At 67.0% G+C, this 26,955-nt stretch carries 27 protein-coding genes and 1 pseudogene; 23 read left to right on the top strand and 5 right to left on the bottom strand.

Annotation, left to right across the window (positions count from 1 at the left end):
• The 10 genes and pseudogenes from DID99_RS28860 to DID99_RS28815 form a co-directional block, all read left to right on the top strand.
• Positions 1–216 (top strand): annotated as a pseudogene (locus DID99_RS28860) (porin); the annotation flags it as partial.
• 96 nt (positions 217–312) lie between these two features.
• The gene (locus tag DID99_RS28855) at positions 313–552 is read left to right on the top strand and encodes a hypothetical protein (RefSeq protein WP_124668048.1); all 240 of its coding nucleotides are present in this window, start codon (positions 313–315) and stop codon (positions 550–552) included.
• 56 nt (positions 553–608) lie between these two features.
• The gene (locus DID99_RS28850; protein WP_185733835.1) at positions 609–2,114 is read left to right on the top strand and encodes a PQQ-binding-like beta-propeller repeat protein; all 1,506 of its coding nucleotides are present in this window, start codon (positions 609–611) and stop codon (positions 2,112–2,114) included.
• A gap of 145 nt (positions 2,115–2,259) precedes the next feature.
• The gene (locus tag DID99_RS28845; protein ID WP_124668046.1) at positions 2,260–2,865 is read left to right on the top strand and encodes a M17 family peptidase N-terminal domain-containing protein; all 606 of its coding nucleotides are present in this window, start codon (positions 2,260–2,262) and stop codon (positions 2,863–2,865) included.
• A gap of 263 nt (positions 2,866–3,128) precedes the next feature.
• Positions 3,129–4,082 (top strand): choline ABC transporter substrate-binding protein, encoded by a 954-nt coding sequence (locus DID99_RS28840; RefSeq protein ID WP_044847783.1) that lies wholly within the window; start codon positions 3,129–3,131, stop codon positions 4,080–4,082.
• Between the two features lie 100 nt (positions 4,083–4,182).
• Positions 4,183–5,112, top strand: a complete 930-nt coding sequence (locus tag DID99_RS28835; RefSeq protein ID WP_006484708.1) for a 3-keto-5-aminohexanoate cleavage protein — start codon at positions 4,183–4,185, stop codon at positions 5,110–5,112.
• 85 nt (positions 5,113–5,197) lie between these two features.
• Positions 5,198–6,163, top strand: a complete 966-nt coding sequence (locus tag DID99_RS28830) for an L-carnitine dehydrogenase (RefSeq protein WP_124668045.1) — start codon at positions 5,198–5,200, stop codon at positions 6,161–6,163.
• A 6-nt stretch (positions 6,164–6,169) separates the two neighbouring features.
• Entirely contained in the window at positions 6,170–6,658 is a 489-nt protein-coding gene (locus DID99_RS28825) for a thioesterase family protein (protein ID WP_044847785.1), read from the top strand.
• Between the two features lie 36 nt (positions 6,659–6,694).
• A complete protein-coding gene (locus DID99_RS28820; RefSeq protein ID WP_124668044.1) occupies positions 6,695–7,654 on the top strand; it encodes an alpha/beta hydrolase in 960 nt (319 codons plus the stop codon).
• A gap of 23 nt (positions 7,655–7,677) precedes the next feature.
• Positions 7,678–8,874: a TauD/TfdA family dioxygenase gene (locus DID99_RS28815; RefSeq protein WP_124668043.1), complete on the top strand. Its 1,197-nt coding sequence runs from the start codon at positions 7,678–7,680 to the stop codon at positions 8,872–8,874.
• 210 nt (positions 8,875–9,084) lie between these two features.
• Here DID99_RS28815 and DID99_RS28810 read toward each other — a convergent pair whose 3' ends face one another.
• From DID99_RS28810 to DID99_RS28800, 3 genes are all read right to left on the bottom strand, one after another.
• Complete coding sequence (locus tag DID99_RS28810) at positions 9,085–9,387, bottom strand: DUF4148 domain-containing protein (RefSeq protein ID WP_124485209.1); 303 nt, start codon at positions 9,385–9,387, stop codon at positions 9,085–9,087.
• A 214-nt stretch (positions 9,388–9,601) separates the two neighbouring features.
• The gene (locus DID99_RS28805) at positions 9,602–10,588 is read right to left on the bottom strand and encodes an oxidoreductase (RefSeq protein WP_124668042.1); all 987 of its coding nucleotides are present in this window, start codon (positions 10,586–10,588) and stop codon (positions 9,602–9,604) included.
• A 167-nt stretch (positions 10,589–10,755) separates the two neighbouring features.
• Positions 10,756–11,046 carry a DUF3331 domain-containing protein gene (locus DID99_RS28800; RefSeq protein WP_044847789.1) on the bottom strand — a complete coding sequence of 97 codons (291 nt, stop codon included), beginning with the start codon at positions 11,044–11,046 and terminating at the stop codon, positions 10,756–10,758.
• 676 nt (positions 11,047–11,722) lie between these two features.
• Here DID99_RS28800 and DID99_RS28795 point away from each other — a divergent pair.
• From DID99_RS28795 to DID99_RS28755, 9 genes are all read left to right on the top strand, one after another.
• A complete protein-coding gene (locus DID99_RS28795) occupies positions 11,723–12,487 on the top strand; it encodes an SDR family oxidoreductase (RefSeq protein ID WP_124668041.1) in 765 nt (254 codons plus the stop codon).
• A 54-nt stretch (positions 12,488–12,541) separates the two neighbouring features.
• A complete protein-coding gene (locus DID99_RS28790) occupies positions 12,542–13,384 on the top strand; it encodes an ureidoglycolate lyase (RefSeq protein WP_124668040.1) in 843 nt (280 codons plus the stop codon).
• Between the two features lie 23 nt (positions 13,385–13,407).
• Positions 13,408–14,685 (top strand): L-fuconate dehydratase, encoded by a 1,278-nt coding sequence (locus DID99_RS28785; protein WP_124668039.1) that lies wholly within the window; start codon positions 13,408–13,410, stop codon positions 14,683–14,685.
• A gap of 83 nt (positions 14,686–14,768) precedes the next feature.
• Positions 14,769–15,545: an SDR family oxidoreductase gene (locus DID99_RS28780; RefSeq protein ID WP_124668038.1), complete on the top strand. Its 777-nt coding sequence runs from the start codon at positions 14,769–14,771 to the stop codon at positions 15,543–15,545.
• A 12-nt stretch (positions 15,546–15,557) separates the two neighbouring features.
• Positions 15,558–17,102, top strand: coding sequence for a sugar ABC transporter ATP-binding protein (locus DID99_RS28775; protein ID WP_124668037.1), 1,545 nt, complete (start codon positions 15,558–15,560; stop codon positions 17,100–17,102).
• A 19-nt stretch (positions 17,103–17,121) separates the two neighbouring features.
• The gene (locus DID99_RS28770) at positions 17,122–18,159 is read left to right on the top strand and encodes an ABC transporter permease (protein WP_124668036.1); all 1,038 of its coding nucleotides are present in this window, start codon (positions 17,122–17,124) and stop codon (positions 18,157–18,159) included.
• 98 nt (positions 18,160–18,257) lie between these two features.
• On the top strand, positions 18,258–19,199 hold the full coding sequence (locus DID99_RS28765) for an ABC transporter substrate-binding protein (protein WP_124668035.1): 942 nt from the start codon (positions 18,258–18,260) through the stop codon (positions 19,197–19,199).
• 43 nt (positions 19,200–19,242) lie between these two features.
• Entirely contained in the window at positions 19,243–20,133 is an 891-nt protein-coding gene (locus DID99_RS28760) for an amidohydrolase (protein WP_124668034.1), read from the top strand.
• Between the two features lie 77 nt (positions 20,134–20,210).
• A complete protein-coding gene (locus tag DID99_RS28755; RefSeq protein ID WP_124523174.1) occupies positions 20,211–20,972 on the top strand; it encodes a FadR/GntR family transcriptional regulator in 762 nt (253 codons plus the stop codon).
• A 16-nt stretch (positions 20,973–20,988) separates the two neighbouring features.
• Here the strand turns inward: DID99_RS28755 and DID99_RS28750 are convergent, their stop codons facing one another.
• Both DID99_RS28750 and DID99_RS37990 read right to left on the bottom strand, forming a co-directional pair.
• Positions 20,989–22,230, bottom strand: coding sequence for an FAD-binding oxidoreductase (locus DID99_RS28750; RefSeq protein ID WP_124485219.1), 1,242 nt, complete (start codon positions 22,228–22,230; stop codon positions 20,989–20,991).
• A gap of 424 nt (positions 22,231–22,654) precedes the next feature.
• Positions 22,655–22,780, bottom strand: coding sequence for a hypothetical protein (locus DID99_RS37990; protein ID WP_260444726.1), 126 nt, complete (start codon positions 22,778–22,780; stop codon positions 22,655–22,657).
• A 107-nt stretch (positions 22,781–22,887) separates the two neighbouring features.
• Here DID99_RS37990 and DID99_RS28745 point away from each other — a divergent pair, with 107 nt between their 5' ends.
• The 4 genes from DID99_RS28745 to DID99_RS28730 all read left to right on the top strand — a co-directional run bounded on the left by DID99_RS28745 (position 22,888) and on the right by DID99_RS28730 (position 26,608).
• Entirely contained in the window at positions 22,888–23,619 is a 732-nt protein-coding gene (locus DID99_RS28745) for a hypothetical protein (protein ID WP_124668033.1), read from the top strand.
• A 418-nt stretch (positions 23,620–24,037) separates the two neighbouring features.
• Positions 24,038–24,745 (top strand): YfiR family protein, encoded by a 708-nt coding sequence (locus DID99_RS28740; protein ID WP_124668032.1) that lies wholly within the window; start codon positions 24,038–24,040, stop codon positions 24,743–24,745.
• Entirely contained in the window at positions 24,742–26,010 is a 1,269-nt protein-coding gene (locus DID99_RS28735) for a diguanylate cyclase domain-containing protein (RefSeq protein ID WP_124668031.1), read from the top strand. The genes DID99_RS28740 and DID99_RS28735 overlap by 4 nt, the downstream gene beginning before the upstream one ends.
• 88 nt (positions 26,011–26,098) lie before the next feature.
• The gene (locus tag DID99_RS28730; protein ID WP_044847820.1) at positions 26,099–26,608 is read left to right on the top strand and encodes an OmpA family protein; all 510 of its coding nucleotides are present in this window, start codon (positions 26,099–26,101) and stop codon (positions 26,606–26,608) included.
• Positions 26,609–26,955 lie beyond the last annotated feature (347 nt).

The raw sequence follows: 26,955 nt of genomic DNA, 5'->3' as shown, positions 1-26,955 counted from the left end.
CACGATCCGTCGGGCCACGCGATCATGTACGTGCTCGGCACGACGTACAACCTGTCGAAGCGCACGTTCCTGTACGGGACGGTCGCGTACGTGCGCAACGGCGGGAATTCGAACTTCTCGCTGCTCGCGTCGCCGCGCGACGCGACCTCGGGCACGAGCCCGATGACGGGCGAGTCGCAGACGGGCGCGTATGTGGGGATGATGCATACGTTCTGAGCGGCGGATCTGCCGGTGCATCGGCTTCAGGGTTCGCGCGTCGTCGCGCGCTGTCGTCACGGGCGCGCATGTTTCATCGGCGCGTGTGGTGGTTTCATGCAGTGGTCCTATGTTTTGCGCTTCGCAACCGAACTTTGGGTATTGGTATTCACGCTGCGTCAAATGATTCATCCCGGCCATGTCGATCTTTTCCCCGCTTTTGAAAGCACGCGCAGGTCGGGTATCGCCAGCGTCCCGGTCGCTTCCAGTCGCCCCGGCGCGCCAGTTTTTTTCACCGCGGCCGTTTCGGTTCGGCCGGTCATCAGTCACTCTTCTCTCGGTAAGGTGATGTCATGAAAACATCCAACAAGCAGCATGCCGGACTTGCCTCGTGGCGTCGGCGTACGCCGGCCATGATCGGAACGCTTGCCCTGTTCGGCATGCTCGCAAGCGGCCCGGGTGCGGCGGCGGACTGGGTCTTTGCCGGGCAGGGTGTCGACAACACGCGTACCGCGCCGGACGAGCGCGTCATCGGCGTCGACAACGTCTCGCAGCTTGCGCCGCGCTGGACGCTGGATACCGACGGCAACGTGTCGGCCACGCCGACCGTCGCCAACGGCACCGTGTATGTGCCGGACTTCGGCGGCTCGCTGTGGGCGGTCGATGCCGCCAGCGGCAAGGTGAAGTGGAAGAAGAAGATCACCGAATACAGCGGCATCGACAACGATGCGTCGCGCACCAGCCCGGCCTACTGGGAAGGCACGCTGATCTTCGGGCAGGGCACCCAGGTTGCGAACAACCCGACCGGCGCGTTCGTGCTGGCAGCGAAGGCAGAGGATGGCGCGCCGCTGTGGCGGACCAAGGTGGATTCGGATCCGACCGCGATCATTACCCAGTCGCCGGTCGTCGATCGCGGTGTGGTGTACGTCGGCCTCTCGTCGCGTGCCGAGGCGCTCAAGGACAAGCCGACCTATCGCGGCGCGGTGGTCGCCCTCGACGCCAGGACCGGCAAGATGCTGTGGAAGACCTATATGGTGCCGAAGGGATATACCGGCGGCTCGGTGTGGGGCAACACGGCGGCGGTCGATCATGAAACCGGCCTGCTCTACGTGACCACGGGCAACAACTTCTCGGTTCCGCCGGGTCACTGCCGTTACCCGACCCAGAAGAACTGCAAACCCGATACGCCTGCCAACATGATCGACAGCTTTGTCGCGCTCGACCTCAAGACCGGCAGGATCGTCTGGCATACCCGTACGTTGGCGGCCGACATGTCGACCAACTACGACCACGACGACGGCCCGGACTACGATTTCGGCTCGGGGCCCAACCTGTTCAAGGCGACCATCAACGGGAAGGAGAGGACGTTGGTGGGCGCGGGCGCGAAGAGCGGCGTGTACTGGGCGCTCGATCCCAAGACCGGCAAGGTGGTCTGGCAGACGCAGGTCGGCCCGGGCAGCCTGCTGGGCGGCATGCTGTGGGGGACGGCCGCCGACGGCAAGCGCATCTACGTTTCGATCGGCAACCTGGACGGAAAATCGATCGACGTCGACAACGGTCCGAACGGCCAGAAGACGACCAAGGGCGGCATCTGGGCGGCGGTCGACGCCGCCACCGGCAAGGTGCTGTGGCGCACGGCCGACCCGCAGGGCAAGATGGACACGGTGGCGATGTCGGCCGCAAACGGTGTCGTCTATGCCGGCTCGTTGGCCGGGACGGGCGCGAGCATGTATGCGCTCGATGCGGCGACGGGCGAGATCAAGTGGAGCTACGAGAACAACGGCGCGGTGGTGTCGGGCGCTGCCATCGTCGACGGGTCGGTGTACTGGGGGGCGGGCTACCACACCAAGGTACTCGGTCTGCCGTACGACGGCACGAGTCACAAGCTCTATGCGTTCGGTCTTGCCGCCAGGCAATAAGCGTAACGTAGGCACCGGCGTACGCGGATGACGGGTTGCTCGTGCGCCGGCGCAAGCCCGGCCAGGCGGATGAAGAGGCGCAACGCCGGACACCGGGGCGCGCGCTGCGCTCCGGACCCTGTTCCAATCTTGCGGGAGAGACGATTTGATTCTTCGACAAAATATCGGTCGTTGGCGGGAGGTGGCCTTCGAGGTCGCCGCATGGGATGGCGTAGGCGCGCAGGTCGACCTTTCCTGTGGCTGCATGTTTGCCCGCGAGGCGACGGGCGATGGCCCGACCGGCGGGTTACGCCATCTTGACCTCGCACTGTCGGGGGCACTCACCGGCTTGCGGCGCGAGGGTCGTTTTCGGGCCGCGCCGATGGAAACGCTGTGGATCAGCCATCCGCCCGCGGGCATCGCGGCGCGTGCCTTGTTGCTGGTCGGGCTCGGCGATCCTGCCAGCTGGACGATCGAAAGAACCGCGGATGCCGTCGCCACGGCCGCGCGGACGGCGATCCAGCAGGAAGTCGAGAGCGCGGCCTTTGCGCCGAGCATACTCGACGGCGGGCTGACGACCACCGCCACCGAAGGCATGCCGCAGGCCATGGTGAAGGCCGTGCTGGCCGCGATCGACACCGGGTATCGGGTCGCGGAGCTGGGTCTTGCCGCGCCCCCCGCGCTGCGCCGCTGGGTGTTCGACGTCGGCGCGGCGCGCTTCGACGGCGCCGTCGAGCATTTCGGCAACGCGCTTGCAGCCGCACGGACCTGACCGACCCTGTCTGGTTGTCGCGCATGGCATCTCATGACGCCGCATCCGGACAAACCCCTCCTCATCGAAATTCGCCCCAAACCCCCGCCATACAAGACGCTCCCCGCGCGTAGTGGTTTCCACCCATAGTCGCAAATAGTCAAGAACAGGTCGCCGGCGGTCGTCTTGCGGTGAATATGGCTCGTTACTTTTACTCCCACGATGCAGGCCGGGACGCACTCCGCGAATCCGCAGGACATCGGTCCAACCGAAGGGGAGAAACCATGAAGTCGACAAAGATCGCCGCGTTCGTCGCGGCCGTGCTGGCGACCGGCGCGTTCGCGACCGCGGCGCAGGCCGAAACGGATGCCGCGACTTGCCGCAACGTACGCTTCGCGGATATCGGCTGGACCGACATCACGTCCACCACGGCGCTCGCGTCGACGGTGTTCGAAGGGCTCGGCTACAAGCCGACGACGACGATCGCATCGGTGCCGATCTCGTTCGCCGGCCTGAAGAGCAAGCAGCTGGACATCTCGCTCGGCTACTGGTGGCCGGTGCAGCAGAAGCAGCTCCAGCCGTTCCTCGACAGCAAGTCGATCAACGTGGTCGAACCGCCGAACCTGTCGGGCGCGAAGGCGACGCTCGCGGTGCCGAGCTACGAATACCAGGCCGGCCTGAAGACCTTCGAGGACATCGCGAAGCACCGCGCGGAGCTCGACGGCAAGATCTACGGGATCGAGCCGGGCAGCAGCGCGAACGCGACGATCCAGAAGATGATCGACACGAACCAGTACGGCCTCGGCGGCTTCAAGCTGGTCGAATCGAGCGAGGCGGGGATGCTCGTCACGGTCGAGCGCGCGATCCGCGACAAGAAGTGGGTCGTGTTTCTCGGCTGGGAACCGCATCCGATGAACATCCAGATCAGCATGAACTACCTGTCCGGCGGCGATGCGGCGTTCGGCCCGAACTACGGCGAAGCGCGCGTGTACACGCTGACGGCGCCCGATTTCATCTCGCGCTGCCCGAACGCGGGCAAGCTCGTCGAGAACCTGCGCTTCACGACGCAGCTGGAGAACCAGCTGATGCAGTCGGTGATGAACAAGACGAAGCCGGCCGACGCCGCGAAGGCGTACCTGAAGAAGAATCCGCAGGTGCTCGATGCGTGGCTCGCCGGCGTCAAGACGTTCGACGGCAAGGACGGCCTGCCTGCCGTGAAGGCCTATCTCGGCCTGTAACGGCCCGCACGCGCCGCGAGCGTGCGGCGCGCAGCGAAAAATCATCTGCAGTACGACGGAAATCGAGCGACACGAACCGAAGCAAACGAGGGCACTCAGCATGAACCACGAAGTCATCATCACCTGCGCGGTCACCGGCGCGGGCGATACGGTCGGCAAACATCCGGCGATTCCGGTCACGCCGAAGGAAATCGCGGCCGCCGCGATCGAGGCCGCGAAGGCCGGCGCGACGGTGGCGCACTGCCACGTGCGCGATCCGCAGACGGGCCGCGGCAGCCGCGACCCGAACCTGTACCGCGAAGTGGTCGACCGGATTCGCTCGGCGGACGTCGACGTGATCATCAACCTGACGGCCGGCATGGGCGGCGATCTGGAGATCGGTCCGGGCGAAGACCCGATGCGCTTCGGCAAGGGCACGGATCTCGTCGGCGGCCTCACGCGTCTCGCGCACGTCGAGGAACTGCTGCCGGAAATCTGCACGCTCGACTGCGGCACGCTGAATTTCGGCGACGGCGACTACATCTACGTGTCGACGCCCGCGCAACTGCGCGCCGGCGCCAAGCGTATCCAGGAACTCGGCGTGAAACCGGAGCTGGAAATCTTCGATACGGGCCATCTGTGGTTCGCGAAGCAATTGCTGAAGGAAGGGCTCCTTGACGATCCGCCGCTGTTCCAGCTGTGCCTCGGCATTCCGTGGGGCGCGCCGGCCGACACCGGCACGATGAAGGCGATGGTCGACAACCTGCCGCCGGGCGCGCACTGGGCCGGCTTCGGGATCGGCCGCATGCAGATGCCGATGGTCGCGCAGGCGATGCTGCTCGGCGGCCACGTGCGCGTGGGCCTCGAAGACAACATCTGGCTCGATCGCGGCGTGCACGCGACCAACGGCACGCTCGTCGAGCGTGCGCGGGAAATCGTCGAACGGCTCGGCGGCCGCGTGCTGACGCCGGCCGAAGGGCGTCGCAAGCTCGGCCTGCCGGCGCGTGGCGAGCGCCTGCTCGAACGCCGCGCGGTGGCCGAGTTCGCGTGAGTTTCAACGCTGATTCCGCTTCAATGCGGCGGCGCGCACGGGTGCGCCGCCGTCCGATTCTCCTCGATTTGAAGGATGTGTTGACATGGCAGTGAAGACCGACATCAAGACGTTCGCCGCGATCGGCACCGGCGTGATCGGCAGCGGATGGATTTGCCGTGCGCTCGCGCATGGTCTGGACGTGGTCGTGTGGGACCCCGCGCCGGACGCGGAAGCGCGCTTGCGCGCGAGCGTCGCGAATGCATGGCCTGCGCTCGAGCGCGTCGGCCTCGCGCCGGGCGCCGATCCCGCGCGGCTGCGCTTCGAGTCGACGATCGAGGCCTGCGTCGCCGACGCGGACTTCATCCAGGAAAGCGCACCCGAGCGCGAGGCGCTGAAGCTCGAGCTGCACGAACAGATCAGCCGCGCGGCGAAGCCGGACGCGATCATCGCATCGTCGACGTCGGGGCTGCTGCCGACCGACTTCTATGCGCGGGCGACGCATCCGGAGCGCTGCGTGGTCGGTCATCCGTTCAATCCGGTCTATCTGCTGCCGCTCGTCGAGGTGCTCGGCGGCGCGCGCACCTCGCCGGAAGCGGTCGAGGCGGCGATGGCGATCTATCGCAAGCTCGGCATGCGGCCGCTGCACGTGCGCAAGGAAGTGCCGGGCTTCATCGCGGACCGGCTGCTCGAAGCGCTGTGGCGCGAGGCGCTGCATCTCGTCAACGAGGGCGTCGCGACGACCGGCGAGATCGACGATGCGATCCGCTTCGGCGCGGGCATCCGCTGGTCGTTCATGGGCACGTTCCTGACGTACACGCTGGCCGGCGGCGACGCGGGCATGCGACACTTCATGCAGCAGTTCGGCCCCGCGCTCGAACTGCCATGGACGAAGCTGGTCGCGCCGAAGCTGACCGATGCACTGATCGACAGCGTCGTCGAAGGCACGAGCGAGCAGCAGGGCACGCGCAGCATCAAGGAACTCGAGCGCTATCGCGACGAGTGCATCACCGAGGTGCTGAAGGCGATCGCCGCGGTGAAGGCGCGGCACGGAATGCGATTCGAGGACTGAACGAACATGACAGGCGATACCCCGCTGACGATCTACCGCGACGTCGTGCGGCCCGAATGGGTCGACTACAACGGCCATCTGCGCGACGCGTTCTATCTGCTGATCTTCAGCTTCGCGACCGATGCGCTGCTGGACCGCATCGGTCTCGACGACGCCGCGCGTCGCGAGCGGGGCCGCTCGGTCTACACGCTCGAAGCGCACGTGAACTATCTGCAGGAGATCAAGGAAGGCACGCGCGTGCGCGTCGATGCGCGCGTGCTCGCGCACGACGCGAAGCGGCTGCACCTGTATCTCGAACTGTTCGCCGACGGGCACGACGGCGCGGTGTCGGCGAGCGAGCAGATGCTGCTGCACGTCGACACGCGCGACGGCGCGAAATCGGCGCCGTTCGACGACGACGTCGCCGCGCGCGTGGCCGAACTGCATGCGGTGCAGCGCGATTGCGCGGCCCCTGCGTATGCGGGCCGCGTGATCGGACTGCCGCCGCGCCGCTAGCGTCGACGTTCAACCCTGGACCGCGGAGCGCACACGATGCTCGAACCGGAAATCGCAGCGTTCGTCGCGGCCGTCGACGCGTGGTATCCGGCCGACGCAGCGGCGCGCTCGCCCGACGAGCAACGCCGCGTCTACGATCGCTTCGCGGCCGCATGGACGCCCGCCGAACTGCCGGCCGGCATCGTCCGGCACGATGCGGTGTGGCATGCGCCGGACGGACGCGCGATCGCGCTGCGGCGCTATGCGCCCGCGCACGGCGAGCCGCGCGGCACCGTGCTGTTCTTTCATGGCGGCGGCTTCGTCGTCGGCTCGCTCGACAGTCATGCGTTGATCACCGCGCAACTGGCGGCCGACACGGGGCTGGCCGTGATCGCGGTCGACTACCGGCTCGCGCCCGAGCATTGCGCGCCGGCCGCGCTCGACGATTGCCTGGCCGTCACGCGCGCCGCGCGCGACGCAGCGCACTGGCCGTTCGACGCGTGCGCGCGACCGCTGACGCTCGCCGGCGACAGTGCCGGCGGCAACCTCGCGGCCGCCGTCGCGACCGCGCTGCGCGATGCGGGCGAAGGCGGCATCGACGGGATCGCGCTCGTCTATCCGATGCTCGGCTTCGAACCGCAATCGCCGGCGCGCGAAACCGAGGCACACGCGCCGATGCTGACGCTCGACGACGTCCATCGCTATCGCGCGTTGTACTGGGGCAGTGAACGCGACGATGCGCCGGGCGATGACGATCCGCTGCTGCGCGCCTCGGTGCCGCTCGCGGCGGCGCGTTTCGACGGCCTGCCGCCCGTGCTCGCGATCGGCGCGGAACACGATCCGCTGCGCGACGATGCGCGCGTCTATGTCGAACACATTCTCGCGGCCGGCGGCGCCGCGCGTTACTGGATGGGAGAGGGGCTGGTGCACGGCTGCTGGCGCGCGCTCGGAACGAGCCCGCAGGCCGCGCGGATGCACCGGATGATCGGCGGGTTTCTGCTCGCACCACACGCGTAGCGGGCGTTTTCCGGGAGGCAACGATGCAGGCAGCGCAACACCGTATCGAGGACTGGCGGACCTTTTCCGCCGACGCGGCCATTGCGGCGGCGACGATCGGCGAGGGTGCGGTGAACGTCGAGTGGAGCGATACGCGACGATCGCCGTTTCACTTCGACTGGTTGCGCGACAACTGCGCGTGCTCCGCGTGCGTGCATGCGCTCACGCGCGAACAGGTGTTCGAGATCGCCGATGCGCGCGAGGATCTGTCGGCGATCGTCGTGCATGTCGAAACCGACGGCGCCCTGCACGTCGAGTGGAACGACGGGCATCGCAGCGCCTGGTCGCCGGGATGGTTGCGCGCGCATGCTTACGACGATGCGTCCCGTGCGGAACGCCAGGCCGCGCACGGGCGGCACGTGTGGACCGGCGACGATGCGACGGCGATCGGCGTGTTCGCGTGGCGTGACGTGATGGAGGACGACGGCGCGTTGCTCGCCTGGCTCGCCGCGTTGCAGCGCACGGGGCTGACGCTCGTCGAGGGCGTGCCGGCCGAACCCGGCCGGGTCGACCAGATCGCGCGGCGTGTCGGCCTGATCCGCGAAAGCAATTTCGGCGTGCTGTTCGATGTCGAATCGAAGCCGCGGCCGGACAGCAATGCCTATACGTCGCTGAACCTGCCGCCGCACACCGACCTGCCGACGCGTGAATTGCAGCCGGGCGTGCAGTTCCTGCACTGCCTCGCGAACGACGCAACGGGCGGAGACAGCGTGTTCCTCGACGGCTTCGCGCTCGCGGATGCGCTGCGGCGCGAATATCCGGACGATTTCACGCAGCTTGCGTCGACACCGTTCGAGTTCTGGAACAAGAGTGCGAACAGCGACTACCGCTGTTCGGCGCCGGTGATCGGGCTCGATGCGCGCGGCAACGTGACCGAGGTGCGCGTCGCGAACTTCCTGCGCGGGCCGCTCGATGCGCCGGCCGGCGCCGTCGCGGCCGTCTACCGCGCGTACCGGCGGTTTCTCGCGCTCGCGCGCGAGCCGCGTTTCCGCGTGCAGCGCCGGCTGCGGGCGGGCGACATGTGGGCGTTCGACAACCGGCGCGTGCTGCATGCGCGCACCGAGTTCGATCCGTCGACGGGCCGCCGGCATCTGCAGGGCTGCTACGTCGATCGCGACGAACTGCTGTCGCGCTGGCGTGTGCTGTCGCGTGCGCTGCCCGCGGCTGCCGCCGGGCGCTGATCGGCGCATTCGACTTCCGCAGTCGACTTCGTTACGCATACCTCGCCGGAGAAAAAGCGCCCGGACGCAAGGCGCCCGGGCGAAGCCACCCGCTGCCGGGCGGCGGAGGTATGCGTTTTCACAAAAAAAGACGAGCCCGCATGAGGGGCTCGTCCGGATCCAGCTTCTTCATCGCGCGATGCGCGGTGCGCCCGCCGGGGGCGCGTCGGCTTACTGGCCGAAGAAGACCGAGTCGCGTGCGTTCGACGACGCTGCGGCAGCCGGGGCGCCCGAGTGGACGACCGGAGCCGGTTGCGCGCCGTAGCCGCTGGCGTCGGCACCATGAACGCGCGCTTCCGCCGACTGGATGTCGTTCGGGTAGTACGGGCTCGACACGCCCGGCTTGTAGCCGGCTTGTTCGAGCTGAACCAGTTCGTTGCGGACTTGAGCGCGGGTCACGGTGCTTTGTGCGAAAGCGCCGAACGAAGCGGACAGGGCGACAGCGGCAACAACTGCGGAAACGAGCGATTTCATGATGACCTCCGGTGTTTTATTGGGTTCGCTTGCGACACCATGTCTGCAGCGATTGACTAAATCTTAGTCACCGGGGCGTTGAGGGTAAACGCTGATTTTGACGATAGATTGTTTCCAGGGCGGTAACAGTGGGACGCCAGATCAGGCTTTCATCCTGCTTTCGTTTCTGTAAGTGTAATAAGTATGAGGAATGTTGAGGCGGCACGCGCGGGATTCAGCGCGCCTCGGCGGCCGCATCGAACGGCTTGGCGGGCGGCCCGCCGGCGGGCGCGCCCGAACTCAGGAAACGTACGCCCGTCGCGGCTTCGGAAGCCTCCCACAGCAGTGCCGCGAGGGCCACGTCGCGTGCCGCGCGCGGCACGCTCGCCGGTGCCGGCAGGCCGCGCGACTCGAGCCAGCCGGACGGCCCGATGTACGAGCCCCCGGCGAGGTCGGGCGACGTCGCCGCATGAATCGCGGGCAACGCACCCTGCTCGGCCGGTTGCGCGAGATAACGGTTCGCCGCGCGCATCAGCGCGGCGCGCGTGGGCGAACTGTCCATCGCGGGGCCCGCGAACTGCAGGTTGGTTGCCGCGTAGCCGGGATGCGCGGCGACGCTGATTCCCGCGAACCCCGCGCGCTGGAAGCGGCGCTGCAACTCGAGCGCGAACACCAGGTTCGCGAGTTTGCTGTCGCAGTAGGCGAGATAACGGTTGTAACGGTGCTCGGCGCGCAGGTCGTCGACCCGGATCCGGCCGCCGCGGTTGAAGCCGCTCGACATCGTCACGACACGCGCGCGCCGGGCGGCGCGCAGCGCGGGCAGCAGATGGCCGGTCAGCGCGAAATGGCCGAGGTGGTTGGTGCCGAACTGCATCTCGAAGCCGTCGTGCGTGTGCCGCAGCGGCAGGAACATCACGCCGGCGTTGTTGCAGAGGATGTCGACGCGGCCGTGGCGGTCGGCGACGTCGGCGGCGAAGCGCCGGATCGACGCGAGATCGGCGAGGTCGAGCGGATCGACTTCGACCCGTGCGGCGGGATGGAGCCGGCGAATCGCAGCGGCGGCCTGCGCGGCGCGCGCGGCATCGCGGCAGCCCATCACGACCGTCGCGCCCTTGGCGGCCAGCGTTTCCGCGATATGCCAGCCGAGGCCGCTGTTGGCGCCGGTCACGACCGCGACCTTGCCGCCTTGCGCCGGGACGTGGCGCGCGCTCCATGCATGCATGTCTGCCTCCATCGGCGTGGCAGTGCGCCACGACGCGTAATCGTTACATTGGGTGGTGTAACGATAGTCCGCGCAGGCGGGACAGACAAGCGGGGGAATTAGACCGGCGGTTCTAGGGCGCGCCAGCGCATCAGGCCGCGGGCCCCGGCACGGGTGGCCGGCGGGCGTTACCGGCTCCCGGCCAGCGCGAGCACTTCGGCCGCGGAGATCATCGCCGCCGCGTTCGCGGGTGCCGGGCGCTCGGCCGGGCGGAATACTTCGTCGCCGCGCTGGATGACCTGGCGCGACAGCGCGCAGGTGCCGGTGCGCTGCGCGAAGCGGCGGCGCCAGCGCTGTTCGCCGTAGTGACAGCGGCCGGGTTCGACCCAGCGGACGACGAGCAGCGTATCGGAGCGTTCCAGAATTTCGACGTGGACGTCGGCGGGATCGAGCACAGGCAGGGATTTGGAGGCCTTCATTTGCCGTTTCCTAAAGCTCGTGCGGTTTCGGCCGTGGCAGTGGATGTCACTACCCGAGGGCGAATCCGTAGCGGTTTCCATGAGTGGTGCGCTAAATGTAAGCGTCTGTGACCGGAAAAAACATCCTGTCTGGCTCAAATTACCTTTTGTCGAATCAGAAACAATCGACGCGCATTTTCGTGAAAAAGCCAACGACAAAAGCGCCCCGGACGCGCACGCCCGGGGCGGAAAATCGGCCCGCGCCCCCGTGTCTGCTCGCTCAGTCACGTGGACACCGCGGGGGACGGAGACGCCCGTCAGGGATCGGCGACGGGCGGGGGCGGTGTCCGGGGAAGCGCGGTCCGGCAACACCATGATTGCGCGCGCCTGCCGTTGACACCCTGACGGGAACATGACTTTTTTGTCAGTTTCGCGGTGCCGACGGAGCGACTCCGATGCCCCGGGGTCGCGGAAACGCCCACCGGTATTGGCTTTGCGCGATACGCGGCCGATCGGCGGAACCTGAAAAATACGGTAATCGAAGCCCGCCGCAGCGCCTTCCGCCCGATTCTCCCGCTCGGGAAAATACTGAATCACACGAACGTGACAAATCCGGAATCTGTTCCTATGATTGGTTGGACCTTTAGTCCTTTGTGCCAATCAGCCGGCCCGGCCGGCTTCTTCGGGAGAGGTGCTCATGAGATTGCAGGGCAAGCGCGCACTGGTGACGGCGGCCGGGCAGGGTATCGGCCGCGCGACCGCGCTGCGGTTCGCAAGCGAGGGTGCCGACGTGCTGGCGACCGACATCAACGAAGCCGCGCTCGCGCAACTCGCGGCCGACGCCGAACGCGCGGGCGGCCGGCTGGCCACGCGGCGGCTCGACGTGACCGACGCGGGCGACATTGCCGCACTCGCCGCGCAGGAGCGCGCGTTCGACGTGCTGTTCAACTGTGCGGGCTTCGTGCACCACGGCTCGATCCTCGACTGCGACGACGCCGCGTGGGCGTTCTCGCTGAACCTGAACGTCACGTCGATGTACCGGCTGATCCGCGCGCTGCTGCCGGCGATGCTGGCTGCGGGCGGCGCGTCGATCGTCAACATGGCGTCGGCCGCGTCGAGCGTGAAGGGCGTGCCGAACCGCTTCGTCTACGGCACGACCAAGGCGGCCGTGATCGGCCTGACCAAGTCGGTCGCCGCCGATTTCGTCGAGCAGCGCATCCGCTGCAACGCGATCTGCCCGGGCACGATCGAGTCGCCGTCGCTGGAGCAGCGGATCGCCGAGCAGGCGCGCACGCGCCAGGTGTCGACCGATACCGTGCGCCAGGCGTTCGTCGCGCGTCAGCCGATGGGCCGTATCGGCACCGCGGACGAAGTGGCCGCGCTCGCGCTGTATCTCGCGTCCGACGAAGCGTCGTTCACGACCGGCGCGATTCACCTGATCGATGGCGGCTGGTCGAACTGACCGCGTCTAGCCGACCGCGCCCTTCCACTCACTTTCCATTTCCGCTCACACCACATGAAACTGCTGAGATTTGGCGACAAACACCATGAAAAGCCGGGCCTGCTCGATGCGCAGGGCAGGATCCGCGACCTGTCGGGCGTGATCGACGACGTCGCCGGCGACGCGCTCGCACCCGCGTCGCTCGCGCGGCTGCGCGACCTCGACCCGGCGTCGCTGCCGCTCGTCGAAGGCGCGCCGCGGCTCGGCGCGTGCGTCGGCCGCGTCGGCAAGTTCATCTGCATCGGGCTCAACTATTCCGACCACGCGGCCGAATCGGGGATGGACGTCCCGAAGGAGCCGGTCGTGTTCGGCAAGTGGACGAGCGCGATCTCGGGGCCGAACGACGACGTCGAGATCCCGCGCGGCTCGGAGAAGACCGACTGGGAAGTCGAACTGGGCGTCGTGATCGGCCGGGGCGGCCGCTATATCGACGAAGCCGACGCGCTGTCGCACGTCGCCGGCTACTGCGTGGTGAACGACGTGTCGGAGCGCGAGTACCAGCTCGAACGCGGCGGCACGTGGGACAAGGGCAAGGGCAACGATACGTTCGGCCCGCTCGGCCCGTGGCTCGTGACGGCCGACGAAGTGCCCGATCCGCACGCGCTGCGGCTGTGGCTGGAAGTGGACGGCCACCGCTACCAGAACGGCACGACCGCGACGATGGTGTTCCGCGTGCCGCACCTGATCAGCTACCTGAGCCGCTTCATGAGCCTGCAGCCGGGCGACGTGATCTCGACCGGCACGCCGCCGGGCGTGGGCCTCGGGCAGAAGCCGCCCGTCTATCTGCGCGCCGGGCAGGTGATCACGCTCGGCATCGACGGGCTCGGCGAGCAGCGCCAGCGCACCGTGCAGGCCTGAAACCCTTTCCCGGACGGTTCGCCATGCCTATCATTCGATCGATGCGCGTCCTCGACGTGCGCTTCCCGACCTCGCGCCAGCTCGACGGTTCCGATGCGATGAATCCGGACCCCGATTATTCGGCCGCGTACGTCGTGCTCGAAACCGACCGCGACGGGCTCGAAGGCCACGGGCTCACGTTCACCATCGGGCGCGGCAACGAAATCTGCTGCGCGGCGATCGACGCGATGCGTCACCTCGTCGTCGGCCTCGACCTCGACTGGATCCGCGAGGACATGGGCCGCTTCTGGCGGCACGTGACCTCGGACAGCCAGTTGCGCTGGATCGGCCCCGACAAGGGCGCGATCCACCTGGCGACGGGCGCCGTCGTGAACGCGGTGTGGGACCTGTGGGCGAAGGCCGTCGGCAAACCGCTGTGGCGGCTCGTCGCCGACATGAGCCCCGAGGACATCGTGCGCGCGATCGATTTTCGCTACCTGACCGACTGCCTGACTCCGGACGAGGCGCTCGACCTGCTGCGCCGGCAGGCGTCGGGCAAGGCGGCGCGGATCGCGACGCTCGAGCGCGAAGGCTACCCGTGCTACACGACGTCGGCCGGCTGGCTCGGCTACAGCGACGACAAGCTGCGCCGGTTGTGTCACGAAGCGGTGGACGCCGGGTTCGATTACGTGAAGCTGAAGGTCGGCGCGAACCTGGAGGACGACATCCGCCGCGTGACGATCGCACGCGAGGTGATCGGCCCGGACCGCAAGCTGATGATCGACGCGAACCAGGTGTGGGAAGTCGACGAGGCGATCGACTGGGTGCGCGAGCTGGCGTTCGCGAAACCGTGGTTCATCGAGGAGCCGACGAGCCCCGACGACGTCGAAGGGCATCGCAAGATCCGCGAGGCGATCGCGCCCGTGCAGGTCGCGACCGGCGAGATGTGCCAGAACCGCGTGATGTTCAAGCAGTTCATCGCGCGCGGCGCGATCGACGTCGTGCAGATCGATGCGTGCCGGCTCGGCGGCGTGAACGAGATTCTCGCGGTGATGCTGCTGGCCGCGAAGTACGGGTTGCCGGTGTGTCCGCATGCGGGCGGCGTCGGGCTGTGCGAATACGTGCAGCATCTGTCGATGATCGACTACGTGTGTATTTCGGGCACGAAGGAAGGGCGCGTGACCGAATACGTCGATCACCTGCACGAGCATTTCGTCGAGCCCTGTGTCGTGCGCGGCGCGGCGTACATGCCGCCGACGGCACCCGGCTTCTCGATCGAGATGAAGCCGGCATCGCTCGAGCAGTACCGGTTCCGCGGCTGAAGCGCGCAGCGCGCAGCACGACGGCGCACGATGACCCGCGCATGACCTGCGCGCGGCGACAACATGAACGACGGAGACGCGAAGTGGATTTGAATCTGCAAGACAAGGTCGTGATCGTGACCGGCGGCGCGTCGGGCATCGGCGCCGCGATCTCGATGCGGCTTGCCGACGAAGGCGCGATTCCGGTGGTGTTCGCGCGCCACGCGCCGGACGACGGCTTCTGGCGCGCGCTCGCGCAGAAGCAGCCGCGCGCCGCGTGCATGTCCGTCGAGCTGCAGGACGACGCGCAATGCCGCGACGCAGTCGCGCAGACCGTCGCGCGCTTCGGCCGCATCGACGGCCTCGTCAACAACGCGGGCATCAACGACGGCGTCGGGCTCGATGCCGGGCGCGACGCGTTCGTCGCGTCGCTCGAACGCAACCTGATCCACTACTACGTGATGGCGCATTACTGCGTGCCGCACCTGAAGGCGACGCGCGGCGCGATCGTCAACATCTCGTCGAAGACGGCCGTCACCGGCCAGGGCAACACGAGCGGCTATTGCGCATCGAAGGGCGCGCAGCTCGCGCTGACGCGCGAATGGGCGGTCGCACTGCGCGACGACGGCGTGCGCGTGAACGCGGTGATCCCGGCCGAGGTGATGACGCCGCTTTACCGGAACTGGATCGCCGGTTTCGGCGACCCGGAAGCGAAGCTCGCGGAAATCGCCGGCAAGGTGCCGCTCGGCAAGCGCTTCACGACCGCCGACGAGATTGCCGACACGGCCGTGTTCCTGCTGTCGGCGCGCGCATCGCACACGACGGGCCAGTGGCTGTTCGTCGATGGCGGCTATACGCATCTCGATCGCGCGATCGGCTGAGGGCGGCGAGCCATGCAACCCGATCCGAACCCGACGACCCCCGCGCCCGCGGCGCTGATCGAGCTGACCGGCGTCAGCAAGCGCTTTCCGGGCGTGCTGGCGCTCGACGATTGCCGCTTCGACCTGCGCGCCGGCGAAGTGCATGCGCTGATGGGCGAGAACGGCGCGGGCAAGTCGACGCTGATGAAGATTCTCGCCGGCGTTTATCAGAAGGACGAAGGCGAGATCCGGATCGACGGCCGCGCGGTGGACATCGACGATCCGCGCGCCGCGCAGGCACTCGGGATCGGCATCATCCATCAGGAACTGAACCTGATGAACCACCTGAGCGTCGCGCAGAACATCTTCATCGGCCGCGAGCCGCGCGGCCGCTTCGGCATGTTCGTCGACGAGGACAGGCTGAACCGCGACGCCGCCGCGATCTTCGCGCGGATGCGGCTCGATCTCGATCCGCGCACGCCGGTCGGCCGGCTGACGGTCGCGAAGCAGCAGATGGTCGAGATCGCGAAGGCGCTGTCGTTCGACTCGCGCGTGCTGATCATGGATGAACCGACCGCCGCGCTGAACAACGCGGAAATCGCCGAGCTGTTCCGCATCATCGGCGACCTGCGCGCGCACGGCGTCGGCATCGTCTACATCTCGCACAAGATGGACGAGCTGCGCCAGATCGCCGATCGCGTGACGGTGATGCGCGACGGCAAGTACGTCGCGACCGTGCCGATGGCGGATACGTCGATGGAAGCGATCATCGCGATGATGGTCGGCCGCCAGCTCGATGCGACGTTCCGCCCGCCGCCCGATACGTCGGCCAACGCGGTCGCGCTCGAGGTGCGCGGGCTGTCGCGCGGCCGCGCGATCCGCGACGTCGGCTTCACGCTGCGGCGCGGCGAGATCCTCGGCTTTGCGGGGCTGATGGGCGCGGGCCGTACCGAGGTCGCGCGCGCGGTGTTCGGCGCGGACCCGGTCGACGCGGGCGAGATCCGCGTGCACGGCAAGACCGTGACGATCCGCACGCCGGCCGACGCGGTCAGGCACGGGATCGGTTATCTCTCGGAGGACCGCAAGCACTTCGGGCTGGCGGTCGGGATGGACGTGCAGAACAACATCGCGCTGTCGAGCATGCGGCGCTTCGTGCGCCGCGGCATGTTCCTCGATGCGCGCGGGATGCGCGACACCGCGCAGTCGTACGTGCGGCAGCTCGCGATCCGCACGCCGTCCGTCGCGCAGCCGGCGCGGCTCCTGTCGGGCGGCAACCAGCAGAAGATCGTGATCGCGAAGTGGCTGCTGCGCGACTGCGACATCCTGTTCTTCGACGAGCCGACCCGCGGCATCGACGTCGGCGCGAAAAGCGAGATCTACAAGCTGCTCGACGCGCTCGCCGCCGACGGCAAGGCGATCGTGATGATCTCGTCGGAGTTGCCCGAGGTGCTGCGCATGAGCCACCGGATCATCGTGATGTGCGAAGGGCGCGTGACCGGCGAATTGCGCGCGGCCGACGCCACGCAGGAAAAGATCATGCAGCTCGCGACGCAGCGCGAGTCGACCGTATTGTCCTGATTCCGACGCTTACCCGATCATGTCCAACGATACGCATCCCGTTCCGCCTCTGGCCACCGGCGACACGCCGGCCGGCGCAGCGGGCCTCCGTGCCCGCTTCTTCAACCCGGCCGCGCGGCAGAAGCTGCTCGCGTTCGCGAGCCTCGTGCTGCTGATCGTGTTCTTCAGCTTCGCGTCGCCGAACTTCCTCGAAGTCGACAACCTCGTGACGATCCTGCAGGCCACCGCCGTGAACGGTGTGCTGGCCGTCGCGTGCACCTACGTGATCATCACGTCGGGCATCGACCTGTCGGTCGGCACGCTGATGACCTTCTGCGCGGTGATGGCCGGCGTCGTGCTGACGAAGTGGGGTATGCCGCTGCCGCTCGGGATCCTGGCCGCGCTATCGTTCGGCGCGCTGTCGGGCAGCGTGTCGGGCTTCGTGATCGCGAAGATGAAGGTGCCGCCGTTCATCGCGACGCTCGGCATGATGATGCTGCTCAAGGGGCTGTCGCTCGTGATCTCGGGCACGCGGCCGATCTACTTCAACGACACGCCGGGCTTCACGTCGATCGCGCAGGATTCGCTGATCGGCAGCCTCGTTCCCGCGCTGCCGATCCCGAACGCGGTGCTGATCCTGTTCCTCGTCGCGGTCGGCGCGTCGATCGTGCTGAACCGGACGATCTTCGGCCGCTACACGTTCGCGCTCGGCAGCAACGAGGAAGCGCTTAGGCTGTCCGGCGTGAATGTCGATGCGTGGAAGATCGCCGTCTACACGTTCAGCGGCGCGGTGTGCGGGATCGCAGGACTCCTGATCGCGTCTCGGCTGAATTCCGCGCAGCCCGCGCTCGGGCAGGGCTACGAGCTCGACGCGATCGCGGCCGTCGTGATCGGCGGCACGTCGCTGTCGGGCGGCGCGGGCAGCATCGTCGGCACCATCATCGGCGCGTTCATCATGAGCGTGCTGACCAACGGCCTGCGCATCATGTCGGTCGCGCAGGAATGGCAGACGGTCGTGACGGGCGTGATCATCATCCTCGCCGTCTACGTGGACATCCTGCGCCGGCGCCGCCGCTGACGCATGCGCGCACGAACCCGAACACGAACACGAACACACATGCGCTTCACCGCCGGCCGGGCCGGCATTTCAGTCGATACCAACCAAGGAGACGCGAAGTGATCAGGAGCAAGGTGTTGAACGCGATCGTCGGGCTGACGTTCGCCGTCGGCGTGACGGCCGGCGCGCAGGCGCAGGAATCCTACATCCCGCTGATCTCGAAGGGCTTCCAGCATCAGTTCTGGCAGGCCGTGAAGGCGGGCGCGATGCAGGCCGCGAAGGACTACAAGGTGAAGGTGACGTTCGAAGGCCCCGAAACCGAGGCGATGGTCGACAAGCAGATCGACATGCTGTCCGCCGCGATCGCGAAGAAGCCGGCCGCGCTCGGCTTCGCGGCGCTCGACAGCAAGGCCGCGCTGCCGCTCCTGAAGAAGGCGCAGGCCGAGAAGATTCCGGTGATCGCGTTCGACTCGGGCGTCGACAGCGACATCCCGGTGACGACCGCCGCGACCAACAACAAGGCCGCCGCCGCGCTCGCCGCCGACAAGCTCGCCGCGCTGATCGGCGACGAAGGCGAGGTGGCCGTGGTCGCGCACGACCAGACGAGCCGCACGGGTATCGACCGCCGCGACGGCTTTCTCGAACGGATGAAGTCCGCGCACCCGAAGGTGCAGGTCGTGACCGTGCAGTATGGCGAGGGCGATCAGCTGAAGTCCACCGAAGTGACGAAGTCGATCCTGCAGGCGTATCCGAAGCTCAAGGGCTTGTTCGGCACCAACGAAGGCTCGGCGATCGGCGTGGTGAACGGCGTGCGCGAGATGAAGCGCAAGGTCGTGATCATCGGCTACGATTCGGGCAAGCAGCAGAAGGACGCGATCCGCAGCGGGCTGATGGCCGGCGCGATCACGCAGAACCCGGTCGGGATCGGCTACAAGACGGTCGAGGCGGCCGTGAAGTCGGTCAAGGGCGAGAAGCTGCCGAAGGTCATCGATACCGGTTTCTACTGGTACGACAAGACCAATATCGACGACCCGAAAATCACGGCGGTGCTGTACGACTGAGCGCGACGTGACGCGGCGGGCAACGGTGAATCACGAGGACACCATGGGCGCAGTGCGTATCGATTCCCACCAGCACTTCTGGCGTTACCGCGCGGCCGACTATCCGTGGATCGGTCCCGGCATGGGCGTGCTCGCCCGCGACTACCTGCCCGACGCGCTGTGGCCGCAGATGCATGCACAGGCGCTCGGCGCGTCGATCGCGGTGCAGGCGCGCGCCGGGCGCGACGAGACGGCGTTCCTGCTCGATCTCGCCCGCGACGACGCGCACATCGCGGCGGTGGTCGGCTGGGAGGATCTCGGTGCGCCGGAACTCGCCGAGCGCATCGCCGAATGGCGCAGCCCGAAGCTGCGCGGCTTTCGTCACCAGGTGCAGGACGAAGCCGACGTCGGCGCGTTCGTCGCGGATCCCGCGTTCAATCGCGGTGTCGCGTGGCTGCAGGCGAACGGCTATGTGTACGACGTGCTCGTGTTCGAGCGCCAGTTGCCCGAGGTGCGCGCGTTCTGCGCGCGGCACGATGCGCACTGGCTCGTGCTCGATCATGCCGGCAAGCCGCCGCTCGCCGAATTCCACCGCGATGGCGCTGCGCTTGCCCGCTGGCGTGCCGGGTTGCGCGAGCTGGGCGCGCTGCCGCACGTCGTGTGCAAGCTGTCCGGGTTCGTGACCGAGACGGACTGGCGGCGCGGCCTGCGCGGGCAGGACATCCGGCACATCGAGCAATGCCTCGACGCGGCGCTCGACGCGTTCGGCCCGCAGCGGCTGATGTTCGGGTCGGACTGGCCCGTGTGCCTGCTTGCGGCGTCGTATGACGAAGTGGCGTCGCTGGTCGAGCGCTGGGCCGAAGCGCGGTTGTCGGCGGCCGAGCGCAACGCGCTGTGGGGCGGCACGGCCGCGCGTTGCTATGCGCTGCCCGGCGATTCGAAGCCCCGCATATAAAATAGGCGCGAACGGCCCGACGCGCGCGCTCCATTCGTCAGACCGTCCGCAATGCAATCGCTTACCTGTATCAACGTATGTCCATCCAGCCGATTCAGAACCGCCGCCTCTACCAGCAGATCGCCGACAAGCTCAGCACGATGATCGAGTCCGGCGACTTCCCGCCGGGCAGCTATTTGCCGCCCGAGCGCGAACTGGCCGAGCAGTTCGGCGTGTCGCGCACGTCGGTGCGCGAGGCGCTGATCGCGCTCGAAGTCAGCGGGCTCGTCAGCGTGCGTGTCGGCGACGGCGTGAAGGTGCGCCAACCCGAGGCGGCGGCCGCGCCGGAGCCGCGGCCCGATACGAAGGTTGCGCCGTTCCCGGTCGTCGAGATCGATCCCGAGCTCGGCATCGCGCTCGACCTCGATACCGAAATCCCGCCGTTCGCGTTGCTGCAGGCGCGCCGGCTGATCGAGCCGGAAGCCGCGTCGCTCGCCGCGAAGCACGGCTCGGACGCGCAGATCGAAGGGATTCACGCGGCGTTCCTGCGCAACCAGGAAGACAACCGCAGCGGCTCGCTCACGCATCCGGGCGACCGGTTGTTCCATATCCGTATCGCGGAAGCGAGCGACAACCCCGCGTATGCGCTGATGATCAAGCAGCTGCTCGCGCACAAGTACGACCTGATGTTCCAGCGGCTGCAGTCGCTGTACATGCCCAACGACATGCCGCACCGCTCGGAGCTCGAACACCGCGCGATCCTCGACGCGATCCGTGCGCGCGACCCGGAGGCCGCGCGCCGTGCGATGGCCGAGCATCTCGACGAGGTGATCCGGATCTTCGGCCGCGCGCTCGACTGAGCGCGGGCGAGCGCAATCAGAAGCGGTCGGCGCGGTAGGGCGTCGGGTCGGTAAACGGCGCTTCGCCGGTCATCATCTCGGCCAGCAGGCGGCCGGAGACGGGGCCGAGCGTGAGCCCGTGATGGTTGTGTCCGAACGAGAACCACAGCCCGCGATGCGCGGGCGCGGGGCCGATCACCGGCCGCATGTCGGGCGTGCACGGCCGGAAGCCGAGCCACGGCTGCGGGTCGAGCCGTTCGCCGAAGCCGAACACCGGGCGCGCGACGCGTTCCGCGCGCTCGAGCTGTACGCCGGTCGGCGGCAGGCCGCGCCGGGCGATCTCGACGCCGGTGGTCAGCCGCAAGCCGCGCCGCATCGGCGCGATCACGTAGCCGTATTCGCGATCGACGATCGGCGCCGATGGCGCGCCGCGTTCGGACGGCGCGTAGTGCATGTGATAGCCGCGCTTCTCGCGCAGCGGAATCTTGTAGCCGAACTTGCCGAACACCGTGTCGGACCACGGGCCGAGCGCGACGACCACGGCCGGCGCGGCGATCTTGCCGTCGTCCGTCGTGACCTGCCAGCCGGGCGACAGCGCGTCGAGGCTCGCCGCATCGCCGGTGAGCAGCGTGCCGCCGCCTTGCACGAAGAGTTGCGCGTAGGTTTTGACGAGCGCGGACGGATCGACGACGCTTTTCGGATCGAGCCAGTGCAGCGCGCCGCAGAAGCCGGGCGCGAGGCTCGGTTCCTGCGCGCGCAGTGTCGCGGCATCGAGAGGCGTGATGCCGAGCCCGTGACGGCGCGCGGTGAGTCCCGCATCGGTGACGGCGCGTTCGAACGCGGCCGGCGTGCGGAACGCTTCCATCCAGCCGCTCGCGCGGATCAGTTCGGTGGCGCCGGCGCGTGCGATCAGCGCGTCGTGCTCGACGATGCAGCGCTCGATCAGCGGCAGCATGTCGCGCGAGGCCGCCGCGTGACGCAGCGGCGCCGATTCCCACCAGAACCGCGCGAGCCACGGCGCGAACGCGGGCAGCGACGTGCTGTGCCAGTAGAGATCGGTGGAGCGGTTCAGCGCGTAGCGCATCAGCGTGAACGGGCTGCGCGGGAACGGATACGGCTCGACCGACGAGCGCTCGATCAGCCCCGCGTTGCCGAAGCTCGTGCCTTCGCCGGGCGCGCCGCGGTCGACGAGGGCGACCTTGCGGCCGCGATCCTGCAGGTGCAGCGCGGCGGAGACGCCGACGATGCCCGCGCCCAGAACGATTACGTCGAAGTCCATGAGGGAAGGCGAAATAGACGGTTAGTGATCAACACTCGAAGTCGGCGACGGCGCTTCGGTCGGGTGCTCGGAATTGCAATCGAATGATCAGCTAGGATACTCGCGAACGCGACGATGCGCGAATCGGGCGCTTGGCCGTGAGGTTGTCGCAACAACCATTCCGGTTGTACGCTAGGCGGCCGTCCGTACGCAGCCGGATACGAAGGCGTCGCGCAAATTGCACTTCTCACTTCCGGAGCGATTCGAGTACCTGGAGAGCGGGCGACTTCGTCGAATTTGCCAACTGGTCACGAGAGCGCTCCATGCCCGAAAACAATATTCCCGAGGCCCGACAACCTGCCGCAATTCCGTGGCATCGATCGCCGCTCGTTCGCAGCGCAGGCGTTTTGGCGGGACTGTTCGTCATCCTGCAGCTCCTCAGGTTTCAGCTGGTGATCAGACTTGTGGTCGGTGCGATTTCAGCAACGATGCTGTATGGGATCTTGCGTGAATGGATCCCCATGCTGCGGCCATTTCGAACATGGCTGATCCGCCGCACGGTCAGAGTCATGCGGAAACTGCGCCCGATCGCGAAACTTCCTCCGGATGTCACCGTGGCTTATGGTCTGGTCGCAATGATGTTGCTGCTTTCCGGAATCCTGTGGGATTGGGCTGGATATGCCGCGGATCGGCCGTTTCTCCATACCCGTGTTTCTTCTCCTTGCATACGCGGCTGCTCGACACATCTACCATGTGTTGAGCCAGGTCGCGCGCCGGACGTGGAGCAAGGTATTGGGAAAGGGCGCCTATCTGGCGGTGGCGTCGATCGCGCTTTGGCTCGCGCACTCGGACGCGGAGCGACTGGTCCTGACGCTGACGCATGAAACCGCCGACCACTTTTCCAGCTTCACCGGCCTGTCGGCTTCCGTATTTTTCGCGCTGCGTCTGGTTCAGGCAGCGGGACTTATGCTCGTTGCGTTCTTCGTATTTCAGTTGGTTTTCCTGGTCGGCAGCATGATCATTCAGCATGCTGCAAATCAAGTCAGGATATTCAGCACGCACGGAGCTGAACGGATGACCGTGACCTGGAGAAGGCTCAGGTTCGGGCTAAAGAAAACGGAGCCTGACGGCCGGAAGCGGCTTCGCCAGGTGATTGCCATGCTGGCGCCGTGTGGCATGGTGTTCTGGGCAATAGCGTTGCTGATGGGGCCCACCTATCTCATAGGCAGTATCGAGACTCGGACGCTGTTTTCTCACGTGCTGGTACGGACGACGTATTCGGCGGCAAGCGCGTGCCGTGGAGACAGTCGTGCGGGGTTGTTCGCACGCATCGGTGACGACAGTGTGTCGGAGGCCGTGAAGGACGGGTACGGGTATGTATTCCGGACCGTGCCGTGTAAATCGAAGTAGGTACCGTTTTCCGCGGGCGCATGAACCCTTGTCGTGTCGCGCATCGTATGACGGATCCGTTTCGTCAGGCGCGGAATCGTGCAGCAACTTTTACTGGCTGTGCATCGATGCGTATTGGAAACCGGCCCGGTGCGCCTCTGCGAAACTGCATGTGCTTGATGCGCACGGTCGTCCTATCCGCTGATCAATCTGCAGAAGCCGAATTCAGATAGGCGTTGCGCTTCGCTTTCACCGCCATCACCAGGCTCTACGCTGATTCAACATACTTTCCGACGGTTATTTGGCGGGAGTATCCCACTGGTTCGGGTTGCGAATTTTTACCTAAGATGGAAGCAATCATGTGCGTGACACGGTACCTGCGCGCGCACACGGCAGGCAGGAGGCAGGGCCGGGAACGACTGCAACCGATGTTTCCATCATGGATGCGAGTGTGTGCGCGACGGCCGCGAAGCATGCGGCCGCATCGACGCCAGCGGGCGCGGCGGCAATCGCCGCGCGGACGGCGTCCGGCCGGTCGGGCCGAGTCGCGTCGTTGCGTCACGCATTCATCGCAATCGTTTGCGTTCTGAGCGTTGTCCCTTCCGTCCTCGCCGGATCGCTTGCCGACAGGGACGACCCGGTCGATACGATGCACGTCGCAGCCACCGCGACGCCCGCCGGCCCGACGGGTCCCGCCTTTTCGTCACACGACTCCAACGTACGGCAGGTCGTGCTCGGCATCGTCAGTTTCACGCGCTGGCCGACGACGCCCGTGCGCCTGCATCTGTGCGTGACGGGCAGGCCCGACTACGCGGGCGACCTCACCGACACGATGCAGGCCGGCTCGACCGTGCTCGACGTGCAGCGCGTCCGCTTCGACGATCCCTCGCTCGGCATCGCCTGCGACGTCGTGTATCTCGGCGCGCTCGGCAACGACGAGCGAATGCGGGTGAGAACCGCGCTCGCCGGCCATCCGGTGCTGACCATCGCCGAACACGATCCGTCGTGCACCGCGGGCAGCATGTTCTGTCTGACGGTCGAAGGCGAGCACGTGACGTTCGACATCAATCTCGACGCCGTCGCGCGCAGTGGCGTGCGCGTGCATCCGAACGTGCTCAACCTCGCGCGGCGGACGCTGACGCCATGACACGTTCCGCGCCCCCCATCGCATCCTCACGCGTGCCCCGCCCGACGCTGCAAAGCGTGTTGCGCCGCGCGCACCTGCGCCTGGCGTTCGTCGCGGTGACGATGGCCGCCGTGTCGCTGATCGTCGTCGCCGTGATCGCGTTGCGTGCGTACGCCGGCAACAACCTGAACCTGCTCGCCCGCTCGCTCGGTTACACGGTCGAGGCGGCGCTCGTGTTCGGCGACCGTGCCGCGGCGAGCGAAGCGATCGCGACGATCGCCAGCGATGAGGACGTCGCGCAGGTGGTGGTCACGGACAACAAGGGGCAGTTGTTCGCGACCTGGAAGCTGCCTGCCGGCGGCCGGATCGCCGGGCTCGAGCGCGTCGTCGCCGGTCTCGCGTTGCCGGGGGCCGTGACCGTTCCGGTGATGCACGACGGCATCGTCGTCGGTCAGGTGATCGTGCGTGGCCGTGGGCATCAGTTCTTCGGATTCCTGCTCGGTGGCATCGGCGGCATTCTCGGCTGTCTCGTCGTCAGCGTGTTCGGCGCTTACATCAGCTCGAAGCGTCTGCTGCGCAACATCGTCGCGCCGCTGCGCGCGCTTGCCGCCGTCGCGCACGCCGTGCGGCGCGAGCGTGCGTTCGCGCGGCGCGTCGAGCCCGTGGCGATCGCCGAACTGAACCAGCTCGGCGACGACTTCAATGCGCTGCTCGATGAACTCGAGGAATGGCAGAACACGCTGCGCGACGAGAACGCGTCGCTCGAATACAAGGCGACGCACGATGCGCTCACGGGTTTGCCCAACCGCGTGCAGTTCGAGTCGCGTCTGTCGCTTGCACTCTGCGACGCCGTGTTGACGGGGCAGCGGGTCGCCATCCTGTATCTCGACTGCGACCGCTTCAAGGAAATCAACGACTGCCTTGGCCACGATGCCGGCGATGCGGTGCTGGTCGGTGTCGCGGCACGGTTGCGCGCGCAGGTGCGCGAAACCGATCTCGTCGCTCGCCTGGGCGGCGATGAATTCGCGGTGATGCTGACGGGTGTGCGCGACACGGACAGCGTGTGCCTGATCGCCGACCAGATTTTGTCCGGCATGGTGTCGTCGATCGAGTTGCCCGACGGACGCATGGTGGCCACCATGATGAGTGCCGGCGTTGCGCTGTATCCCGACCATGCGTCCGACGCGAGCGGCTTGCTGCGCGCGGCGGATGCCGCGATGTACCGCGCCAAGCGTGCGCGGCCGGGGTCGTGGCAGTTGTCGGAAGGCGTAGCCGGGCCGGTTTGACGTCGATCGTTTCGCGCTGCGGGCGAGGCCGCGGCGGCGGGATAAGAAGCGCACGCGATGCGGGCGCATGCGAAGCAAGGGGACTGTGATGAAAAACGCGTTATCTGTGAGCATGGGGAGGATGTGCGTCGCGAGCGCGGTGCTGCTGTGCCTGCTGCTCGGCGGGTGCAAGACGCCGCCGCTTCATCGTGGGCTCACGCAGACGCAAGTCACGGCGCTGAAGTCGGCCGGGTTTCAGGAGACCGAGCAGGGGTTCGAGTTCGGGTCGACGGGGCCGATTTTGTTTGACTTTGATCGGTATAACCTCAAGCCGGTCGTCAGGCGGATCGTCGAGCGGATCGGGAGGACGTTGAGGTCGGCCGGGATCAACGGTGTGCGGGTTTATGGGTACTCGGACGAGGAAGGGGAGACGGCTTACGATCTCGAGTTGTCCCGGCGGCGGGCGGAGGTGGTGGCGATCGAGCTGGTGGATGTGGGGCTGGACGGCAAGCAGATCGCGGTGGTCGGGAAGGGGAAGAGCGATCCGGTGGGGGATAACCGGACACCCGCCGGGCGGGCGCAGAACCGGAGGGCGGCGATTGTGGTGTCGCCGCGGTGAGGGGGGGCGAAGGAGAGCGGTGGAAAAATTCGACGTTTGTGTACAGCGACTGATTGATGGTGCTTGGCCGTCAGCTAATAATCAAGTCGATATATATGCTCTGGCCCGCAAAAGCCGGCATGCCCAAACATTGTCGCAACGTGTCACCTGCTCATTGCGTTCTTTGACCGGTTAAAGTTCCTATTCTGTACAGAAAGCAGTTGTTCGATCGGAATGGGGACGTTCTATCGGGAACGAGAATCATTCTCGCGATTTTGACTCTACTCTCCCAAAATAATATTTTCGTGCAGACATCTGCGAGTTAACCTCTGCAGAATCGCGATCTTGCGGTTCTTGGAGTATGATTT

This window comes from Burkholderia sp. Bp8986, from assembly GCF_003854225.1.
Lineage (GTDB): Bacteria > Pseudomonadota > Gammaproteobacteria > Burkholderiales > Burkholderiaceae > Burkholderia.
This window is presented reverse-complemented; position numbering and strand designations above follow the sequence as displayed.

Coding starts and splice junctions, on each gene's coding strand:
- DID99_RS28790 (WP_124668040.1), top strand. CDS start 12,542: ATGAAACTGCTGAGATTTGGCGACAAACACCATGAAAAGCCGGGCCTG.
- DID99_RS28735 (WP_124668031.1), top strand. CDS start 24,742: ATGACACGTTCCGCGCCCCCCATCGCATCCTCACGCGTGCCCCGCCCG.
- DID99_RS28770 (WP_124668036.1), top strand. CDS start 17,122: ATGTCCAACGATACGCATCCCGTTCCGCCTCTGGCCACCGGCGACACG.
- DID99_RS28825 (WP_044847785.1), top strand. CDS start 6,170: ATGACAGGCGATACCCCGCTGACGATCTACCGCGACGTCGTGCGGCCC.
- DID99_RS28830 (WP_124668045.1), top strand. CDS start 5,198: ATGGCAGTGAAGACCGACATCAAGACGTTCGCCGCGATCGGCACCGGC.
- DID99_RS28835 (WP_006484708.1), top strand. CDS start 4,183: ATGAACCACGAAGTCATCATCACCTGCGCGGTCACCGGCGCGGGCGAT.
- DID99_RS28805 (WP_124668042.1), bottom strand. CDS start 10,588: ATGCATGCATGGAGCGCGCGCCACGTCCCGGCGCAAGGCGGCAAGGTC.
- DID99_RS28815 (WP_124668043.1), top strand. CDS start 7,678: ATGCAGGCAGCGCAACACCGTATCGAGGACTGGCGGACCTTTTCCGCC.
- DID99_RS28850 (WP_185733835.1), top strand. CDS start 609: ATGATCGGAACGCTTGCCCTGTTCGGCATGCTCGCAAGCGGCCCGGGT.
- DID99_RS28840 (WP_044847783.1), top strand. CDS start 3,129: ATGAAGTCGACAAAGATCGCCGCGTTCGTCGCGGCCGTGCTGGCGACC.
- DID99_RS28795 (WP_124668041.1), top strand. CDS start 11,723: ATGAGATTGCAGGGCAAGCGCGCACTGGTGACGGCGGCCGGGCAGGGT.
- DID99_RS28740 (WP_124668032.1), top strand. CDS start 24,038: ATGGATGCGAGTGTGTGCGCGACGGCCGCGAAGCATGCGGCCGCATCG.
- DID99_RS28820 (WP_124668044.1), top strand. CDS start 6,695: ATGCTCGAACCGGAAATCGCAGCGTTCGTCGCGGCCGTCGACGCGTGG.
- DID99_RS28800 (WP_044847789.1), bottom strand. CDS start 11,046: ATGAAGGCCTCCAAATCCCTGCCTGTGCTCGATCCCGCCGACGTCCAC.
- DID99_RS28760 (WP_124668034.1), top strand. CDS start 19,243: ATGGGCGCAGTGCGTATCGATTCCCACCAGCACTTCTGGCGTTACCGC.
- DID99_RS28755 (WP_124523174.1), top strand. CDS start 20,211: ATGTCCATCCAGCCGATTCAGAACCGCCGCCTCTACCAGCAGATCGCC.
- DID99_RS28750 (WP_124485219.1), bottom strand. CDS start 22,230: ATGGACTTCGACGTAATCGTTCTGGGCGCGGGCATCGTCGGCGTCTCC.
- DID99_RS37990 (WP_260444726.1), bottom strand. CDS start 22,780: ATGACTCTGACCGTGCGGCGGATCAGCCATGTTCGAAATGGCCGCAGC.
- DID99_RS28855 (WP_124668048.1), top strand. CDS start 313: ATGCAGTGGTCCTATGTTTTGCGCTTCGCAACCGAACTTTGGGTATTG.
- DID99_RS28745 (WP_124668033.1), top strand. CDS start 22,888: ATGCCGCGGATCGGCCGTTTCTCCATACCCGTGTTTCTTCTCCTTGCA.
- DID99_RS28810 (WP_124485209.1), bottom strand. CDS start 9,387: ATGAAATCGCTCGTTTCCGCAGTTGTTGCCGCTGTCGCCCTGTCCGCT.
- DID99_RS28785 (WP_124668039.1), top strand. CDS start 13,408: ATGCCTATCATTCGATCGATGCGCGTCCTCGACGTGCGCTTCCCGACC.
- DID99_RS28730 (WP_044847820.1), top strand. CDS start 26,099: ATGAAAAACGCGTTATCTGTGAGCATGGGGAGGATGTGCGTCGCGAGC.
- DID99_RS28775 (WP_124668037.1), top strand. CDS start 15,558: ATGCAACCCGATCCGAACCCGACGACCCCCGCGCCCGCGGCGCTGATC.